The following is a 16,768-nucleotide window of genomic DNA, read 5'->3' as shown; positions in this document are numbered from 1 at the left end:
GTGGGAGCATGAGCCTCGCCGAGACCCGCACCCCGCCCGCTGCCGAGCCCGCACCCGCGCCCGCGCCCGTCCCCGGCCCGCAGGAGCCCGAGCGCTTCATCAACCGGGAGCTCTCCTGGCTCGACTTCAACACCCGCGTGCTGGAGGAAGCCGGCAACGAGTACCACCCGCTGCTGGAGCGCCTGCGCTTCGTCGCCATCTCGGCCGCCAACCTCGACGAGTTCTACTCCGTCCGCGTCGCCGGGCTGATCGGCCAGGAGCGCGCCGGCATCACCAGCCGCTCGCCAGACGGCCGCACCCCCCCGCAGCAGCTCGCCGCCATCCATGACCGCGCCCAGGTGCTGATCGAGGCGCAGCAGGATGCCTGGCGCGCGCTGCGTGGACTGATCCGCGAGGCCGGCATCATCGTTTGCCGCGTCGATGAGCTGAGCGAGGCCGATCGCGCCTGGCTCGACGGCTGGTTCATGGAGCGGGTCTTCCCGGTGCTGACGCCGCTCGCGGTCGATCCGGCGCACCCTTTTCCCTTCATCCAGAACCTCGCCGCCTGCATGGTGCTGAAGCTGGTGCGCGAGGAGGATGGCGGCACCATGCGCGCCCTGCTGCCGCTGCCCTCGCAGATCGAGCGCTTCATCCGCCTGCCGCGCGCCGAGGGCGAGACCGCCATCCGCTTCCTGCTGCTCGAGGACCTGATCGAGCTCAGCCTGCGCCGCGTCTTCCCGGGCTTCATCCCGGCCGAGCACGGCCTGTTCCGCCTCATCCGCGACACCGACGTGGAATTCGAGGAGGAGGCGGAGGACCTCGTCCGCTCCTACGAGACGGCGCTGAAGCGCCGCCGCCGCGGCCGGGCCATCCGCCTCAGCGTGACCGCCGCGACGCCGTCCGACATCGTGGATTTCGTCATCGAGGAGTTGGATGCCGAGCGCAGCGGCGTCTTCGTGGTGGACGGGCTGCTCGGCCTTGACGACCTGCGCCAGCTCATCGTGGATGACCGGCCGGACCTGCTCTTCACCCCCTACACGCCGCGCTTCCCGGAGCGGATCCTCGACTATGGCGGGGACTGCTTCGCGGCGATCAAGGCCAAGGACATCGTCGTCCACCACCCCTACGAGAGCTTCGACGTGGTGGTGCAGTTCCTCCGCCAGGCGGCGCGGGACCCCAATGTGGTCGCCATCAAGCAGACCCTCTACCGCACCAGCCGCGACAGCCCGATCGCCCGCGCGCTGATCGAGGCGGCGGAGGCGGGCAAGAACGTCACCGGCATCGTCGAGATCAAGGCGCGCTTCGACGAGGAGCGGAACATCGCCCTCGCCCGCGAGCTGGAGGCGGCCGGCGTCCAGGTCGTCTTCGGCTTCGTCGAGCTGAAGACCCATGCCAAGATGTCGCTGGTGGTCCGCCGCGAGGCCGGCGCGCTGCGGAGCTATGCGCATTTCGGCACCGGCAACTACCACCCGATCACCGCGCGCATCTACACCGACCTTTCCTTCTTCACCGCCGACCCGGCGCTGACCGGCGATGCCGCGCGGCTCTTCAATTACATGACGGGCTATGCCCGGCCGGAGCGGATGGAAGGCCTCGCCTTCGCCCCGCTCACCATCCGTCCGACCCTGCTTGGCCTGATCGAGCAGGAGCGCCGCTTCGCCGAGGAGGGCAAGCCCGCCGGCATCTGGCTGAAGATGAACAGCCTGGTCGACGAGCAACTGATCGACGTGCTCTATGCCGCCTCGCGCGCAGGGGTGAAGGTCGACTGCGTGGTGCGCGGCATCTGCTGCCTTCGCCCCGGCGTCCCCGGCCTTTCCGAGAATATCCGGGTGAAGTCCATCGTCGGCCGCTTCCTCGAGCATTCGCGCATCTATGTCTTCGGCAACGGCCACCGGCTGCCCTCGCGGCGGGCACGGGTCTTCATCTCCTCGGCCGACTGGATGGCGCGCAACATGGACTGGCGAGTCGAGACCATGGTGCCGGTCGAGAACCCGACCGTGCATGCCCAGATCCTCGACCAGATCATGGTGGTGAACCTGAAGGACACCGCCCAGAGCTGGGAGCTGGCGAGCGACGGCGCTTGGCGCCGCCTGCCGTGCGGCCCGCAGCCGGTCTCGGCCCATGAATATTTCATGACCAACCCCTCCCTCTCCGGCCGCGGCAGCGCGTTGCAGCGCAGCGGCCGTGCAGCGATGCGCAAGCCGCGCCCCGACCGCATCGCCCAGGACTGACAGGCATGACCATTTCCGAAGCGCGCCGCTGCGGCGTCGTCGATCTCGGCTCCAATTCCGTTCGCCTCGTCATTTTCGAGGGACGTGGCCGGAACCCGCAGGCCATCTTCAACGAGAAGGCCGTGCTCGGCCTGGGGCGTGGCCTCCAGGCGACGGGGCGGCTGAACGAGGAGGCGATCGGCCCCGCGCTCACCGTGCTCGCCCGCTACCACGCCGTGGCGCGCGCCATGCACGCCGACCCGCTCGAGGTGGTGGCGACGGCCGCCGTGCGCGACGCCAGCAACGGCGAGGCCTTCACCGCCGCCATGCAGGAGCGCATGCCGGGCTTACGCATCCGCATCCTCACCGGCGAGGAGGAGGGCCGCCTCTCGGCCGATGGCGTGCTGCTCGGCTTCCCCGGCGCCGACGGCGTACTCGGCGACCTCGGCGGCGGCAGCCTCGAGGTGGTGCGCCTCACCGAAGGCCGGGTTGCCCGCGCCGCCTCGCTCCCCATCGGCGCCATCCGCCTCGCCGAGCGCGCCGGGGGCGAAGTCGCCCGCGCCCGCGCCATTGCCGAGGAGGAGCTGGCGAAGCAGTCCTGGCTCGCCGAGGGCGGCGGCCGCGACCTCTACCTCGTCGGCGGCGCCTGGCGGGCCCTGGCGCGGATGCACATCGCCCAGACCGGCTACCCGCTGGCCATCGTCCACCACTATGTCCTCCGTCGCGAGGAGGCGCGCGACCTCGCCGGCGTTGTCATGGCCGCCTCGCGCCGCGTGCTGGAGCGGATGGCCGGCGCCCCGCAGAAGCGTCTGGCCGACATGCCCTTCGCCGCGGTGACGATGCGCCGCCTGCTGCGGGCGACCGGCGCCTCCCGCGTCGTCTTCTCGGCCAACGGTCTGCGCGAGGGCTGGTATGCCCGCCTGCTGCCCGAGGCGGTGCGGCAGGAGGACCCGATGCTGGCCGCCGCCCGCGACCTCGCCGCCGCCTGGGGGCGCGACCCGGGGTTGCCGCCAGCGCTTATCGCCTGGGCCGATCCGATCTTCCCCGACCAGGATCCGGCGGTGCGGGCGCTGCGCGAGGCGGCCTGCTGGGTTTCCGACATCGGCAGCCACGACCACCCGGAATACCGCGCGGAGCAGGCCTTCCTCCGCATCCTCCGCCAGCATGGCGCGGGGCTCGACCACCATGCCCGCGCCTTCCTCGGCCTTTGCGCCGCGCTGCGCTACGAGGCGGAGCCGAGCGCCCCCTTCCTCGGCCCGACCCGCGTGCTGCTCGACCTGCCGACCATCCGCCGGGCGGAGGCGCTCGGCGCCGCGCTGCGCCTTGCCTATACGCTCTGCGGCGGCACGCCCGCGCTGCTGGCCGGCACCCGGCTCGAACGCCAGAGCAACCGCCTTGTCCTTCGCCTCGCCGAGGGCACCGGCGTCTTCGCGGGCGAGAGCGTCCTCCGCCGCGTGGAGCAGCTCGGCGCCGTGCTCGGCCTGGAAGCGGTCGTCGAAGTCGACGGCTGAGCGAAGTTTTTCTCCCCATGCCGCGCGATTCCGTCGTCAACTGCCTCCGCAGTCGAAGTGGGGGAGGAGCGGGGATGCGCCGGATCGCAGGCCTGGGCGCCATGGTCGGGATGGCGGTGATGGGCAGCGCCGCCGTGGCGCAGGATTCGGCGCGGCCGAACCTGCTTCTCCGCGAGGTGGTGGAGGGCATGCCCCGAGGCGAGCGGCAGGAGGTTCAGGTGCTCACGGCCACCATCGCCCCGGGCCAGGCGACGGTGTTCCATACCCACCGCTTCCCGGTGACCGTCTATGTCCTGGAGGGCGCCTTCACGCTGGAGATGGAAGGGCGCGAGCCCGTCACCGTCTCCGCCGGCGGTGCCCTGGTGGAACCGCCGCATGTCCGCATGACCGGCTACAACCGGCGTGCCGACACACCGGCGCGCGTCCTCATCGTCTACGTGTCCGATCCGGGAGCGCCCTTCCTCGACCCGGCCCACTAGGCCGCGATACCGATGGGGAGGGGAGGGCTTCCTGCCGGCCTGCCCTCACCGCTGCGTGTTTTGGTTCAGCCCTGGCTGCATGCCCGCACTGCCCGTGCTCAGCCGTCCCTGCTCCTCGGGCCGCCCCACATCCGGCCGCAGCGAGTTGCGATCCGCCTCCAGCGGCAGCACCTGCGCCGGAGGCACCACTGCCTGCGGTTCGCGCGCCGCCTCGGCCTGATCGACGGCGCGGTCCCGCTGGGTTTCCTGGTTGAGCTGGCGCGAGGCCCGCTCAGCCGGCGTCTGGGCGAGCGCCGGCCCGGCGATCAGCGCGGCGGCGAGGAGGAGGAAGCGGGGGGCGGTTGCGTGCGGCATGCCGCAGATAGCGCCTGGCCTTCGGTGCGGTTCCGGGCCATCTGCCGCCGTGCGTCACATGCACCCGTAGAGCCGCATGCAGGAGAAGTAGCGCTGCTGGCATTGCCTCATGCAGCCCGCCCGGTCCGTCGGCGTGAAGGCCGGCGCGCCCGGGTTCATGCTCCACATGGGCGGGCAGGCGACCTGGCAGGAGCTCTGCTGTGCGAGGCAGTTGTTGGCGAGCGGCTGGGCACAGCGCGGCGCCGCTTGGCCGTTGTCCGATGGTGCGGCAGGCGCCCGCGGCGCCGTGGCGCTGCCCGTGTCGTCGCGCGGCAGCGGCGGCGGTTTCCCGCCAGGCTCGGCGGGAGCCGCGTAGCCTCCCATGGCTGGCGGCAGCGCATCCGGCTTGCCGAGCTGGGCCTGGGCCGCAGCCATGACGGGCATCAACAGGGCCAGCAGCAGCCGGATCATCCAAAGGCGCAAGCGATCGTCTCCCTTCGGTCGGCGACACATGAATAACCCGGCGGACGCCCGGACGGATGTGCCCGCGGCGGGAGCCTCTAGCCCTTCGGCACCCACTCCGCCGGCGCCGCGCTGCCCGTCTGCCCGGTGATCCGCCCATAGGCCTCGACCCGCCGGTGGGCGGCGAAATTGAAGATCGTCCGCCGACCCAGCTCGCACATGCCGAGGTCGCAATCGGCGACGATCAGCTCGTCGCCCCAGCTCGTCGCCTGGGCCATGATCTCGCCCTGCGGGTTGACGATGATGGAATGGCCGAACAGCTCGTGCCCGTCCTCGTCCCCCGCCTTGGCGACGCCGGCCGCGAAGCAGGCATTCTGGTAGCACCCCGCCTGGATCGAGAGGTGGCTGTGGAAGACGCGCAGGTGATGCGCCTCGAAGCCGCGGTTTTCCATGTTGAGGCTCGGCGTGTTGTAGCCGAGCATCACCAGCTCGACCTGCTGCAGCCCGAGCACCCGCCAAGCCTCCGGCCAGCGGCGGTCGTTGCAGATCATCATGCCGATATTGACCTGCGCCTCGCCGACCGGCGCCCGCACCACCGGGAAGCCGAGATCGCCCACCTCGAAGTAGCGCTTCTCCAGGTGCTGCACGGTCCGTGTCGGGTCGTACTCGGCATGCCCCGGCAGGTGGACCTTGCGGTATTTCAGCACCACCTCGCCCGAGGGGTGGACATAGACGGCGGTGTTGAAGCGCCGCCCCTCCGGCGTCCGCTCGGCATAGCCGAGATGAAAGCCGATGTTGAACTTCCGTGCCGCCTCGAAGAGCGGGGCGGTGGCGTTGGAGGGCAGGGCGGTCTCATACCAGTGGTCCGCCTCCGCCAGGTCTTCGTGGTACCAGCGCGGAAAGAAGGTGGTGAGCGCCAGCTCGGGGAAGACCACCACCTCCGCCCCGCGCCGGTGCGCGGTCTCCAGCAGCCGCACCATGCGCCCGACCGCGACATCGCGCCCCTCGCTCTTCTGGATGGGCCCGAGCTGGGCGGCGGCGAGGACGAGGCGTCGGGACATGGGCAAGGCTCCGTGGTCAAAAGGTGTCGCCACCCACGCCGCCCGGCCCGTCATCGGCCGGCTCCGCGGGCGCGTCGAGTGTGACGACACAGGGTAGCACCAACAAGCCGCTGCCGGAGCCGGCTGGCCCGGGGCGGCCGGACTTGGCTAATCAGGATTGAAGTGCCCCCGGATATCGCACGGAGCAGGATCGTGGCCAATCCGTTGAGCTTGCCGGAAGAGGTCGATTTCTGGACGCTCTTCAACCGCCGGAACGTCCATGCCAATGACCGCAACGGCCAGTTCATGGCGAAGCAGGACGAGGAGAAGTACGCCCAGGCCATCCACACCATCAACGACAGCTATGGCGACCTCTACCGCTCGCTCTCGCTGCCGCGCTCCGATTTCCGGCGATCGGTCCATGCCCTGAAGCGCGGCTTCCTGATCAACAAGGGCTTCACCCAACTCCAGTCGGCGCCCATGCACTTCTGGTGCGTCACCTTCGACCTTTACAACCGTGGCTCGCCGAACGACCCGAACGGGCCGCGCCGCCTCATCACCATCCTCAAGAACTGGCCGGGTGGGCAGTCGGCCTCCGGCCAGATCATCTACAGCTCGGATGGCGGCTACTTCTCCCGCCTGATCTACAGCAACAACCACTATGGCGATCAGCGGGGCAAGACGCCGAGCTTCGCCTATGTGAAAAACTGGCCGCTGGCGGGCTACCCGGCCGGCGCCTACGCCGCCCTCGGCAGCGTCGCCGCGACCTTCGGCTGAGCATGTCCCGGTGACGAAGCCGCGGCGCTTCGGGCACGGCGCAGGGCGGGAGCGACCTGCCAAGGCTCGATCGCCGTGCCGAAGCTCAAGGCCCACGACCTTCCACAACAGTCCGCTGCGGCAGCGCCCCGTCAGGCCCTGACCAGCGGGCAGCCGCCCTCGCCGATCGGCCGGAAGGCTGCGTCGCCCGCCGTCGTCTGCAGCAGCTTGTAGTAGTCAAAGGGCCCGCGGCTCTCCTCCGGCTTCTTGACCTCGAAGAGATAGGCGGGGTGCAGCTTGCGGCCATCGGCGCGAATGGTCCCGGGGCCGAAGCAGTCGTCGTCGCAGGGCATCGCCTTCATCCGCGCCACGACCTCGGCGCCATTCGCCTTGGCGGCCGGCACGCCCATATCCGCCACCGCCTTCAGGTAATGCAGCACCGCCGCATAGCCGCCCGCATGGTTCATGCAGAGCGCATTGGTGCCAATATTCGGCCGCACGCGCGCCGAGAAGGCCCGGGTCCGGTCGTTCAGGTCCCAGTAGAAGGTCTCGGTGCAGATCAGCCCCTGCGCCGTGCCGAGGCCGAGCGCATGCACGTCGGGGAGGAACATCAGCAGCGAGGCGAGCTTGATGCCGCGCCGCGCCAGGCCGAATTCGGAGGCCTGCTTGATGCAGTTGATGGTGTCGGAGCCGGCATTGGCCAGGCCGATCACCTTCGGCTTCGCCGCCATCGCCTGCACCAGGAAGGAGCTGAAATCCGAGGTGCCGGGGAAGGGGGTGCGGGCCGAGCCGATGATGCTGCCCCCGGCGGCCTTGATGAAGGTGCCGGTATCCCGCTCCAGCGCGTGGCCGAAGGCGTAGTCGGCGGTGATGAAGTACCAGCTGTCCCCGCCCGCCCGCACCGTGGCGCCGCCGGTCGACTTCGCCAGCATCCAGGTGTCGTAGGTCCAATGGACGGTGTTCGGCGTGCATTTCGACCCGGTGAGGTCCGAGGTGGCGGAGGAGGTGTTGAGGAAGACCTTGTTCTTCTCCCGCACCACCTCGTTGACCGCGAGCGCGACGGAGGAGGCGCCGCCATCCACCACGACATCGACGCCGTCCCGGTCGAACCACTGCCGGGTGACGTTGGAGCCGACATCGGCGCGGTTCTGGTTGTCGGCGAAGACCACCTCGATGTTGAAGCCGCGATTGCCGAATTCGGCGGCGGCCTGGCGGATGCAGGCCAGTTCCGTCGGCCCGGTCACGTCGCGATAGGTGCCCGAGAAGTCGCAAAGCAGCGCGATGCGGATGGTGTTGGCCGCCTGCGCGCGGGCGCTGCGCCAAGGCAGGCCGCCCGAAAGCGCGGCGCCCGCGCCCAGCAGGGCGCGTCGAGACATGGTCATTGTCGCTGTCCTCCCTGGCGGCTTATGGCGCCGCCTGCGCCGGAGGCTACACCGTTCCGCTTTCCGCCTGCCAGTGCATAAGCCCCGATGACAGGGGCTGCCGCATGCGGCATGTCACCCGGCCAAGGAGGAAAACCATGCCCTTCACCCGCCGTGCCGCGCTCGCCCTCGCCGCCACCCCGCTCGCCGCGTCCCTGGCCACCCCTGGCCTTGCGCAGTCCGGCGGCGACTTCCCCAACCGCCCGCTGCGGATGGTGATTCCCTTTCCGCCCGGCGGCGGCAGCGACATCCTCGGCCGGCTGCTGGCCCAGCGTATCGGCGACGTCATCGGCCAGCCCGTGGTGCTGGAGAACCGCTCCGGCGCCGGCGGCAATATCGGCACCGATGCCGTCGCCAAGGCCCCGCCCGATGGCTACACGCTGGTCACGGTGTTCAACACCATCGTGGTGAACCAGTTCATCTTCCGCAGCATGCCCTTCGACCTGAAGCGCGACCTGGCACCGGTCGCCCGCGTGGCGCTGGCGCCGACCGTCATCGCCGGCGGGCCGAAGCTGAAGGCGCGCGACCTGGCGGAAGTCGTCGCCATCACCCGCACGAGCCCCGGCTTGCTGAACCACGGCACGCCCGGCCTCGGCACCATCACCCATGTCTCGGCCGAGCTGATGGACAGCATGTCCGGCGGCAAGCTGACGCATGTCCATTACCGCGGCACCGGCCCGGCCGTGACGGCCTGCGTCGCCGGCGAGGTGGAGCTGGTCTCCGCCCCCTGGTCCGCCGTGGAGCAGCTGGTGAAGGGCGGCCAGCTCCGCGCTTTGGGCAACCTCGCCGCCCAGGACAGCCCGCTGATGCCGGGCGTGCCGACCGTCGCGGAGGCAGCCAATCTGCCCGGCTATGCGGTCGACAATTGGGGCGCCGTCCTCGCCCCGGCCGGCATCCCGCCCGCCATCCTCGCCCGTATCGCCGAGGCCGTCCGCATGGCCGTCGACACGCCCGAAGGCAAGGCGGCCATGGCCGCCCGCGGCATCGAATCCGCCTGGGCCGATGGCGGCACCCTCGCCCGCATCATCGAGGAGGAGGGCGTCCGTTGGGAGCCGGTGATCCGCCGCGCCGATATCCGCGTCGAATAGCCAGCCCGGCTGCATCCACCTGCCTTCCCCGGCCGTAACGCCGCCGGGAGGCGAGGGGAGCGATGCCCGAGGACAAGGACGAACGGCGCAAGGTGGCATATGCTCATCAGCAGATGGCCGAATCCCTTGGCCTGCTGATCCTGGCGGCCGACGCGCTCGGCCTGCCGAGGACCAAGGCGGCGCTGGCCCTCGCCCTGCGCCGCCTTGACCGCGAGGTGGCGCTCAGCCCTCCCCCAGATACGTCTCCCGGTGCTGCCGCTTCACGAAGCGCCCCTGGCCCGGCCGCGCCAGCACCGTCTCGCCATCCCAGATGAGGCTGCCGCGCAGCCAGGTGGCCGCGACCCGCGCCCGCATCGGCCGCCCGTGATAGGGCGACCAGCGCGCATCCGGCCGGTCCTGGATCGTCGCCTCGTCGAAGGTGAAGTCGCCCCGCTCCATCACCAGCAGATCGGCATCGGCGCCGATGCGGATCGCCCCCTTCTTCGGCGCGAGACCATGGAAGCGCGCCGGCCGCTCGGCGCAGAGGCTCGCCATCAGCGTCACCGGCAGGCCGCGCTCCTCGAGCAGGGAGAACATCAGCGGCGCGAAGCTCTGCATCCCCGTCAGCCCGGCGCCGGGCGCGAAGATGTCGCCCTTGTAGACCTTCCGCTCGCGCGGCCAGGGCGCATGGTCGGTCGAGACATAGGCGACCTGCCCGGCGGCGACGGCACCCCAGACCCGCTCCACCTCGGCAGCCGAGCGGAAGGGCGGGTTGCACTTGCCGAAGCCCTCGAGCCGGACGAGGTCCTCCTCCGTCATGCAGAGATACTGGATGCAGGCCTCGCCGCTCGCCTTCGCCCCCTGGCGGCGGAACAGCTCCGCCAGCTCGAAGCCGCGCGCGAGGGAGGAGTGGGCGATATGCACATGGCACCCCGTCTCCAGCGCCATCTCGAAGATCTCGAGATCCGCCATGCTTTCGGCCAGCGGCGGACGGGTGCGGGCATGCATGATCGGGTCCGTCCGCCCGGCCGCCTTCGCCTCCTCGGTCAGGCGCTGCACGAGCTCCTGGTCCTCGTTGTGGATGGCGCACATCAGCCCGGTCTTCGCGATCTCATGGAAGGCCGCGAGCATCGTCGGGTGGTCGATGCGCGGAAACCGCACCGCGTCATACTCATAGGTGGAAAGCTTGAAGGAGCAGACGCCGCCCGCGGCCAGCCCCTCGATGGCGCCGACGCCGCCGGTCTTGGCGATGGTGCCGTAGAGCGCCATGTCCACATGGCTCGACCCCTCGACCACGCCGACCTTGGCGCGCAGCACCCCGGCATCCGTCACCGGCTGCGGCACGTCATAGGGCATGTCGACGCAGGTGGTGACGCCGCCGGCCGCCGCCGACATCGACGCGCCCTCGATCCCCGGCCAGCCCGTGCTGCTGCTGGTATGCATATGCCCATCGACCAGACCCGGCAGCACCAGCTTGCCCCGGTAGTCGGCGACGGCCCCCGCCGGCGGCGGCGCCCCCTGGCCGATGGCGGCGATCGTCTCGCCGCGGATGCCGACATAGCCCCCCGGCAGCACCGCATCGGGCAGCACGATGTCGCCGAGGATCACGCGGTCGAAGGGGCTCTGGTCCATGCTGCGCCGTCCTGGAGTCGTTGAAGGGGGAAGCTAGGCCGCATCCCCCGCCGCCGGAAAGGCCCCCCGCGCCACCGCGATGGCCGCCCGCGCCGCCTCCGTCTCCCGCTCGCCGTTCCAGACCAGCGCCACACCGACCGACCCTACCGGCCCCGCCAGTGCGCGGAAGGCGACCCCCGGCGGTTGCAGCACCGCCATCCCCGAGCTCACCAGCGCCACGCCCAGCCCCGCCGCGACGAAGGCGAGCTGCGCCATCGCACTCCCCACCTCGCGCATGGCGACGGGCTCGAACCCTGCCTCGCGGCAGGCGCTGACCTGCCGGTCGAAATAGGCCGGGCTGATCGAGCGCGGCAGCAGCACCAGCGCCTCCCCGGCGAGCGCCGCCAGCGGCAGCGGCCCAGCCTCGGCCAGCAGCGCATGCCCCTCCGGCAGCGCCGCCACCAGCGCGTCCGAGCCGAGCGGCATCACCCGTAGCGGCGGCCGGTCACGGTCGAGCCGGGCGAGGGCGAAATCCACCTCGCCCCGCCGCAGCGCCTCGACGGCATCGGCCGTGTCCATCTCCCGCACCGCCAGCGCGCTGTCAGGCGCCGCCGCCCGCAGCCCGCGCACCAGCGGCGGCAGGTAGTCGAAGAGCGCCGAGGTGACGCAGGCCATCGCCATCGGTGCGTGCCGCCCCGCGCGCAGCTCCCGCGCCAGGCTCTCCACCTGCTTCGCCTCCTCGGCCAGCCGCCGGAGGATCGGCAGCAGCGCCTCGCCCTCCCGCGTCGGCCGCGCGCCCTTCCGCGTCCGCTCCAGCAGCCGCACGCCGAGCTCCGCCTCCAGCGCCTGGATCTGCGCCGTCAGCGGCGGCTGCGAGACGCCGAGCCGCGCCGCCGCCCGGCCGAAATGCCCCTCCTCGGCGACCGCGAGGAAATGCCCCATGCGCCGCAGGATACGGAAATCCATTCAACCCGGTCCCCAGGCGTCCGATGGCCGAAGCGGTTCGACGCATGCGTCGAACGGCGCGGAGGTCTGAATCGGCCGCCCCATCCACCATGATACGAAAATCCTATCGCCCTTGCCGCTCAATCGGAATGGACGAAGATGGCCGACGGGGGGACAAAGCATCCCTCACCACCCGCCGGGGGAAGGCCACCGATGCAGAAACACGAAGTGAAGCTCTATCCGTCCAAGTCGCTGCTGAAGCGCGAGGACCAGCTCGCCTGGAAAATCGCCGGCGTCGCCGCCGACAAGGTCGCGGTCGAGAAGGACGTGGCCGGGATGATCATCAACCGGATCATCGACAACGCCTCCGTCGCCATCGCCGCCATCAACCGCCGCCCCGTCACCTCCGCCCGCACCATGGCGCTCGGCCATCCGCGGAAGGGCGGGGCGACCATCTTCGGCGTGGCGGGGGCGAAGCGCTTCTCCCCCGAATGGGCGGCCTGGGCGAACGGCACCGCGGTGCGCGAGCTCGACATGCACGACACCTTCCTCGCCGCCGACTACTCCCACCCCGGCGACAACATCCCCCCCATCCTCGCCGTCGCCCAGACCATGGAGAAGTCGGGCCGCGACCTGCTCCGCGGCCTCGCCACCGGCTACGAGATCCAGATCGACCTGGTGAAGGCGATCTGCCTGCACGAGCACAAGGTGGACCACATCGCCCATCTCTGCCCCTCGGCGGCGGCGGGCATCGGCACCCTGCTGAAGCTGCCGCAGGAGACGATCTACCAAGCGGTGCAGCAGGCGCTGCACGTCTCGATCTCCTTCCGCCAGAGCCGCAAGGGCGAGATCAGCTCCTGGAAGGCCTTCGCACCGGCCCATGCCGGCAAGCTGGCCGTCGAGGCCGTGGACCGCGCCATGCGCGGCGAGGGCGCGCCGAGCCCGATCTACGAGGGCGAGGACAGCGTCATCGGCTGGGTCCTCTCCGGCCGCACCATGGCCGACAAGGAGGGCCGCGAGGCCGCCTACCAGCCGGTCTACTACGAGGTGCCGCTGCCCGGCGCCGGCGAGCCGAAGCGCGCCATCCTCGACAGCTACACCAAGGAGCACTCGGCCGAGTACCAGTCCCAGGCGCTGATCGACCTCGCCTTCCGTATGCGGGAGAAGATCACGGACTTCGACGCGATCGAGCGGATCCTGATCCACACCTCCCACCACACCCACTACGTCATCGGCACCGGCGCCAACGACCCGCAGAAGATGGACCCGAAGGCGAGCCGCGAGACGCTCGACCACTCCATCATGTACATCTTCGCCGTCGCCCTGCAGGACGGGCGCTGGCACCATGTCGACAGCTACGCCCCGAAGCGGGCCGGCCGCGCCGACACCGTCCGCCTCTGGCACAAGATCGAGACGCGGGAGGAGGCGGAGTGGACCCGCCGCTACCACTCGCGCGACCCGAACGAGCTGTCCTTCGGCGGCCGCGTCGAGATCACCATGAAGGACGGCTCGGTCCTCAGCGACGAGCTGGCCGTCGCCAACGCCCATCCGCTCGGGGCGAAGCCCTTCGGCCGGGCCGACTACATCAACAAGTTCCAGATCCTGACCGACGGCATCATCTCGGCGAAGGAGAGCGACCGGTTCCTCGCCGACGTGCAGGACCTGGCCCGCATCCCCGCCGGCGAGCTCGAGGTGCTGAACGTCGCCCTGCCGAAGGGCGCGCTGGCCGAAGGGAAGCCGGGCATCTTCTGAGGCTGCCCGCGGCGCCGCCCCCGTCCGGCCGGGGGATGGGCCGCCCCTCTCCGTGACGCCCTCCCCGCATCGCGGAGGGGGCGTCACCACCTTGCCGGGAGACAGCGAAGGCCGCCGCGCCGGCCGGCCTTCGCCCCGCCTGCCGCGACGCCACGGCCAATGCGGAAGGGGAGCGGACGCGATCCCCGCCCGGTCCCCGCCGCCACTCATCACACGCAAAGGAGAGTCCGCATGAGCGAAGCCACCCCCGAGATCAAGAAGGGCCTGGTCGGCGTCTATGCCGACGTGTCCACCGTCTCCAAGGTGATGCCGGAGACCAACAGCCTCACCTATCGCGGCTATGCCGTGCAGGATCTCTGCGAGAATTGCAGCTTCGAGGAGGTCGCCTACCTGCTCTGGAACGGCGAGCTGCCGAACCGCGACCAGCTCGCCGAGTTCAAGGCCGCCGAGGCGGCGGAGCGCGAGATCAGCCCGGCGCTGCACCGCGTCATCAAGGACTTCCCCCACGGCGCCCACCCCATGGACGCCATCCGCACCGCCGTCTCCTTCATGGGGATGGAGGACCCGGAGAGCGCCGATGTCAGCGAGGCGGCGACGCGCCGCAAGGCCGTCCGCCTGCTGGCGAAGATCCCGACCGCCATCGCCGCCGCGCACCGCGCCTCGAAGGGCCTCGACCCGGTGGCGCCGGATCCGAGCCACAGCTTCGGCGAGAACTTCTTCAACCTCGTCTTCGGGAAGGTGCCGCAGCCCGAGGTGCTGAAGGCCTTCGACGTCTCACTGATCCTCTACGCCGAGCACACCTTCAACGCCTCGACCTACACGGCGCGGCTGGTGACCTCGACCGGGGCCGACATCCACGGCGCCATCACCGCCGGCATCGCGGCGCTGAAGGGCCCGCTGCATGGCGGCGCCAACGAGGCCGTGATGCACATGCTGAAGGAGGTCGGCGGGCCGGAGCAGGCGGAGGAGTGGCTCTCCACCCGCTTCGACCACAAGGCGCTGGTGATGGGCTTCGGCCACCGCGTCTACAAGTCGGGCGACAGCCGCGTGCCGACGATGACCAAGTACGCCGAGCGGATGGCCGAGGTGGTGGGCGACCGGCGCTGGATGGAGACCTCCCGCGTGCTGGCGGCGAAGATGCTCAAGGAGAAGAACATTCACCCCAACCTCGATTTCCCGGCCGGCCCCGCCTACTACCTGATGGGCTTCGACATCCCGCTCTTCACGCCGATCTTCGTCGCCTCGCGCATCACCGGCTGGGCGGCGCATGTCATCGAGCAGGCCGCCGACAACCGCTTGATCCGCCCGCTCTCCCACTACACCGGGCCGGAGCAGCGCCCGGTGCCGCCGATGGATCAGCGCTGAGCAGCAGCAACATCGCGCATCGTGGAGCGGCCGCCGGAGCGATCCGGCGGCCGCTTTCAATTCCGCATCGCGCATAAAAGCGCTGCGCGAATTGCGGTTTCTGTTGACATGATGGTTGCGTGTGCAGATAGCGTGATTCGCGCGCACGATGTTGCATGCGATTCGTTCGGCGGTGCCTGCACCGCTGCACCTCGCGGAGCCATCCGGCGACAGCGTGCCGCAGCAGGGAAGGACGGTCCATGGACCGCAGGCAAGGCGAGGATGCGGCACGGTACGTCGTCATCGTCGCGCCGGAGCAGGGCAGAGTCTTAACGCCCGATGCCGGATATGCGGAAGGCGTCGGCACGATGCGGCACCACGCCGCCGATCGCCCGCCATCGCATGCTGCCGACTTGGCCTGGATTGCGATGCCCGCTGCCACCACCCGGGAGACGCGCCGTCGCGCTGCCGCCCGACCAACACCGGAATGCGCAAGGAGATGCCCACCGTGACCGATTCCTCCGAGACCCCCGCCGCCGATCGCGCGCAGCCGATGGCCGTCGCCACCAGCCGCCGCACCGCGAAGAAGCCGGTGACTGCGCGCAGCCGCGCCGCCGCCGCGACGAAGAAGCCGGTCGCGCGCAAGGCCGCGCCGAAGAAGGCCGCCGCCGCGAAGAAGCCGGCCGCGAAGAAGGCCGCACCGAAGCGCGCCACCGCCGCACCGAAGCGCACCGCCGCGGCGAAGAAGCCCGCCGCCCGCAAGGCTGCGGCGAAGCCTGCCGCGCGCAACGCCGCGCCGAAGCGCGCTACCGCCGCGGCGAAGAAGCCCGCCGCCCGCAAGGCCGTGGCGAAGCCTGCCGCGCGCAAGGCCGCGCCGAAGCGCGCCACCGCCGCAGCGAGGAAGCCCGCCGCCCGCAAGGCCGCGGCGAAGCCTGCCGCGCGCAAGGCCGCGCCGAAGCGCGCCACCGCCGCGGCGAAGAAGCCCACCGCTCGCAAGGCCGTGGCGAAGCCTGCCGCGAGGAAGGCCGCTCCGGTGAGCTCCGCCCGCTCTGAAGCGGCGAAAAAGGGAGCCGCCACTCGCGCCGCGAAGAAGGCCGCGGCGATGAACTCCGCCACCCCGGCCACGCCGGCCGCCGCGCCGATGGCCGCCGAGGCCGAGACGCCGGCGACCTGATACGCCGCTACCGTTCTACGCCCGCGAGCCACCGCGCTCCGCGGGCGTAGAGCGCCACGCTCAAACCTGCCATCCGCCGAAGCGGGCCCATTCGCTGATCGGCCTGCGCTGCCGCGGTGCCACCTCGCGCGCGGCCAGGGCCTCGGGCAGCGCCTCCGCCACCCCGACCGGGCCGAGTGCGATCGCCGTCGCCGGCTCGTAGCCTTCGGGGATGCCGAAGACCTCGCGCGCCTTCGCCACGTCGAAGCCGCCCATCTGGTGCAGCTGCATCCCGAGCGCCCCCGCCTGCAGCGCCATCTGCGCCATCGCCGCGCCGGTGTCGTAGAAGGCATGGCGGTTCGGGTTGCCGTTCGCTGGGTTCACCATGCGCGCGACCGCCAGCATCAGCACGCTCGCCTTCTCCGCCCAGGGCTGGTTGCCCGGCGACAGCACGCCGAGCAGCTTGCCGAACGCCTCCGGCTCCTCCGCCTTGCGCGCGACGATGAGGTGCCAGGGCTGCTGGTTGCTCGAACTCGCCGCCCAGCGCGCCGCCTCCAGCAGGCTGCTGAGCGCCGCCCGACCGACCGGCGCCCCGGTGAAGCTGCGCGGGCTCCAGCGCCGCCGCAGCAGCGCCTCGATCGGATGCTCGGCCGGTGCCTCGCGGTCGGGTGGCGTGGTCATGCCTATGCTCCTCGATGAGGAGAG

15 protein-coding genes are annotated in these 16,768 nt (G+C 70.9%); 7 read left to right on the top strand and 8 right to left on the bottom strand.

Features of this window, described 5'->3' with window-relative positions:
- Nucleotides 1–8 precede the first annotated feature (8 nt).
- The 3 genes from LH62_RS03685 (at nucleotide 9) to LH62_RS03675 (ending at nucleotide 4,179) form a co-directional block, all read left to right on the top strand.
- The gene (locus tag LH62_RS03685; protein WP_052213672.1) at nucleotides 9–2,210 is read left to right on the top strand and encodes an RNA degradosome polyphosphate kinase; all 2,202 of its coding nucleotides are present in this window, start codon (nucleotides 9–11) and stop codon (nucleotides 2,208–2,210) included.
- 5 nt (nucleotides 2,211–2,215) lie between these two features.
- Nucleotides 2,216–3,700 (top strand): Ppx/GppA family phosphatase, encoded by a 1,485-nt coding sequence (locus LH62_RS03680; RefSeq protein WP_043359331.1) that lies wholly within the window; start codon nucleotides 2,216–2,218, stop codon nucleotides 3,698–3,700.
- A 74-nt stretch (nucleotides 3,701–3,774) separates the two neighbouring features.
- Nucleotides 3,775–4,179, top strand: coding sequence for a cupin domain-containing protein (locus tag LH62_RS03675; protein ID WP_052213671.1), 405 nt, complete (start codon nucleotides 3,775–3,777; stop codon nucleotides 4,177–4,179).
- Nucleotides 4,180–4,224: 45 nt separating this feature from the next.
- Here the strand turns inward: LH62_RS03675 and LH62_RS03670 are convergent, their stop codons facing one another.
- The 3 genes from LH62_RS03670 to LH62_RS03660 all read right to left on the bottom strand — a co-directional run bounded on the left by LH62_RS03670 (nucleotide 4,225) and on the right by LH62_RS03660 (nucleotide 6,035).
- Complete coding sequence (locus LH62_RS03670) at nucleotides 4,225–4,533, bottom strand: hypothetical protein (RefSeq protein WP_043359329.1); 309 nt, start codon at nucleotides 4,531–4,533, stop codon at nucleotides 4,225–4,227.
- A gap of 54 nt (nucleotides 4,534–4,587) precedes the next feature.
- Nucleotides 4,588–4,995 carry a hypothetical protein gene (locus LH62_RS03665; RefSeq protein WP_043359328.1) on the bottom strand — a complete coding sequence of 136 codons (408 nt, stop codon included), beginning with the start codon at nucleotides 4,993–4,995 and terminating at the stop codon, nucleotides 4,588–4,590.
- 77 nt (nucleotides 4,996–5,072) lie between these two features.
- Nucleotides 5,073–6,035: an N-carbamoyl-D-amino-acid hydrolase gene (locus LH62_RS03660; RefSeq protein ID WP_043359326.1), complete on the bottom strand. Its 963-nt coding sequence runs from the start codon at nucleotides 6,033–6,035 to the stop codon at nucleotides 5,073–5,075.
- A gap of 192 nt (nucleotides 6,036–6,227) precedes the next feature.
- Here LH62_RS03660 and LH62_RS03655 point away from each other — a divergent pair, with 192 nt between their 5' ends.
- Nucleotides 6,228–6,791, top strand: a complete 564-nt coding sequence (locus tag LH62_RS03655) for a hypothetical protein (RefSeq protein WP_144404364.1) — start codon at nucleotides 6,228–6,230, stop codon at nucleotides 6,789–6,791.
- Nucleotides 6,792–6,922: 131 nt separating this feature from the next.
- On the opposite strand, the gene LH62_RS03650 is transcribed toward LH62_RS03655, so the two are convergent.
- Nucleotides 6,923–8,152, bottom strand: a complete 1,230-nt coding sequence (locus LH62_RS03650; protein ID WP_043359324.1) for an ABC transporter substrate-binding protein — start codon at nucleotides 8,150–8,152, stop codon at nucleotides 6,923–6,925.
- 137 nt (nucleotides 8,153–8,289) lie between these two features.
- Here LH62_RS03650 and LH62_RS03645 point away from each other — a divergent pair, with 137 nt between their 5' ends.
- The gene (locus tag LH62_RS03645; protein WP_043359323.1) at nucleotides 8,290–9,279 is read left to right on the top strand and encodes a tripartite tricarboxylate transporter substrate binding protein; all 990 of its coding nucleotides are present in this window, start codon (nucleotides 8,290–8,292) and stop codon (nucleotides 9,277–9,279) included.
- A 222-nt stretch (nucleotides 9,280–9,501) separates the two neighbouring features.
- Here LH62_RS03645 and LH62_RS03640 read toward each other — a convergent pair whose 3' ends face one another.
- Entirely contained in the window at nucleotides 9,502–10,890 is a 1,389-nt protein-coding gene (locus LH62_RS03640) for a dihydroorotase family protein (protein ID WP_043359321.1), read from the bottom strand.
- A 33-nt stretch (nucleotides 10,891–10,923) separates the two neighbouring features.
- Nucleotides 10,924–11,835 (bottom strand): LysR family transcriptional regulator, encoded by a 912-nt coding sequence (locus LH62_RS03635; protein ID WP_052213670.1) that lies wholly within the window; start codon nucleotides 11,833–11,835, stop codon nucleotides 10,924–10,926.
- A 192-nt stretch (nucleotides 11,836–12,027) separates the two neighbouring features.
- On the opposite strand from LH62_RS03635, the gene LH62_RS03630 reads away from it, so the two are divergent.
- Both LH62_RS03630 and LH62_RS03625 read left to right on the top strand, forming a co-directional pair.
- Nucleotides 12,028–13,566: an MmgE/PrpD family protein gene (locus LH62_RS03630; RefSeq protein ID WP_043359319.1), complete on the top strand. Its 1,539-nt coding sequence runs from the start codon at nucleotides 12,028–12,030 to the stop codon at nucleotides 13,564–13,566.
- A gap of 231 nt (nucleotides 13,567–13,797) precedes the next feature.
- Nucleotides 13,798–14,931 (top strand): bifunctional 2-methylcitrate synthase/citrate synthase, encoded by a 1,134-nt coding sequence (locus tag LH62_RS03625; protein ID WP_043359317.1) that lies wholly within the window; start codon nucleotides 13,798–13,800, stop codon nucleotides 14,929–14,931.
- A 279-nt stretch (nucleotides 14,932–15,210) separates the two neighbouring features.
- Here LH62_RS03625 and LH62_RS31430 read toward each other — a convergent pair whose 3' ends face one another.
- Together LH62_RS31430 and LH62_RS03615 are read right to left on the bottom strand one after the other, a co-directional pair.
- Nucleotides 15,211–16,116, bottom strand: a complete 906-nt coding sequence (locus LH62_RS31430; protein ID WP_201445417.1) for a hypothetical protein — start codon at nucleotides 16,114–16,116, stop codon at nucleotides 15,211–15,213.
- 28 nt (nucleotides 16,117–16,144) lie between these two features.
- Nucleotides 16,145–16,744 carry a nitroreductase family protein gene (locus LH62_RS03615; RefSeq protein ID WP_043359315.1) on the bottom strand — a complete coding sequence of 200 codons (600 nt, stop codon included), beginning with the start codon at nucleotides 16,742–16,744 and terminating at the stop codon, nucleotides 16,145–16,147.
- Between the last annotated feature and the right edge of the window lie 24 nt (nucleotides 16,745–16,768).

This window comes from Belnapia sp. F-4-1 (assembly GCF_000802185.1).
Taxonomy (GTDB): domain Bacteria; phylum Pseudomonadota; class Alphaproteobacteria; order Acetobacterales; family Acetobacteraceae; genus Belnapia.
Note: the sequence above shows the minus strand (reverse complement) of the source record. Positions and strands in the feature narration are given on the sequence as shown.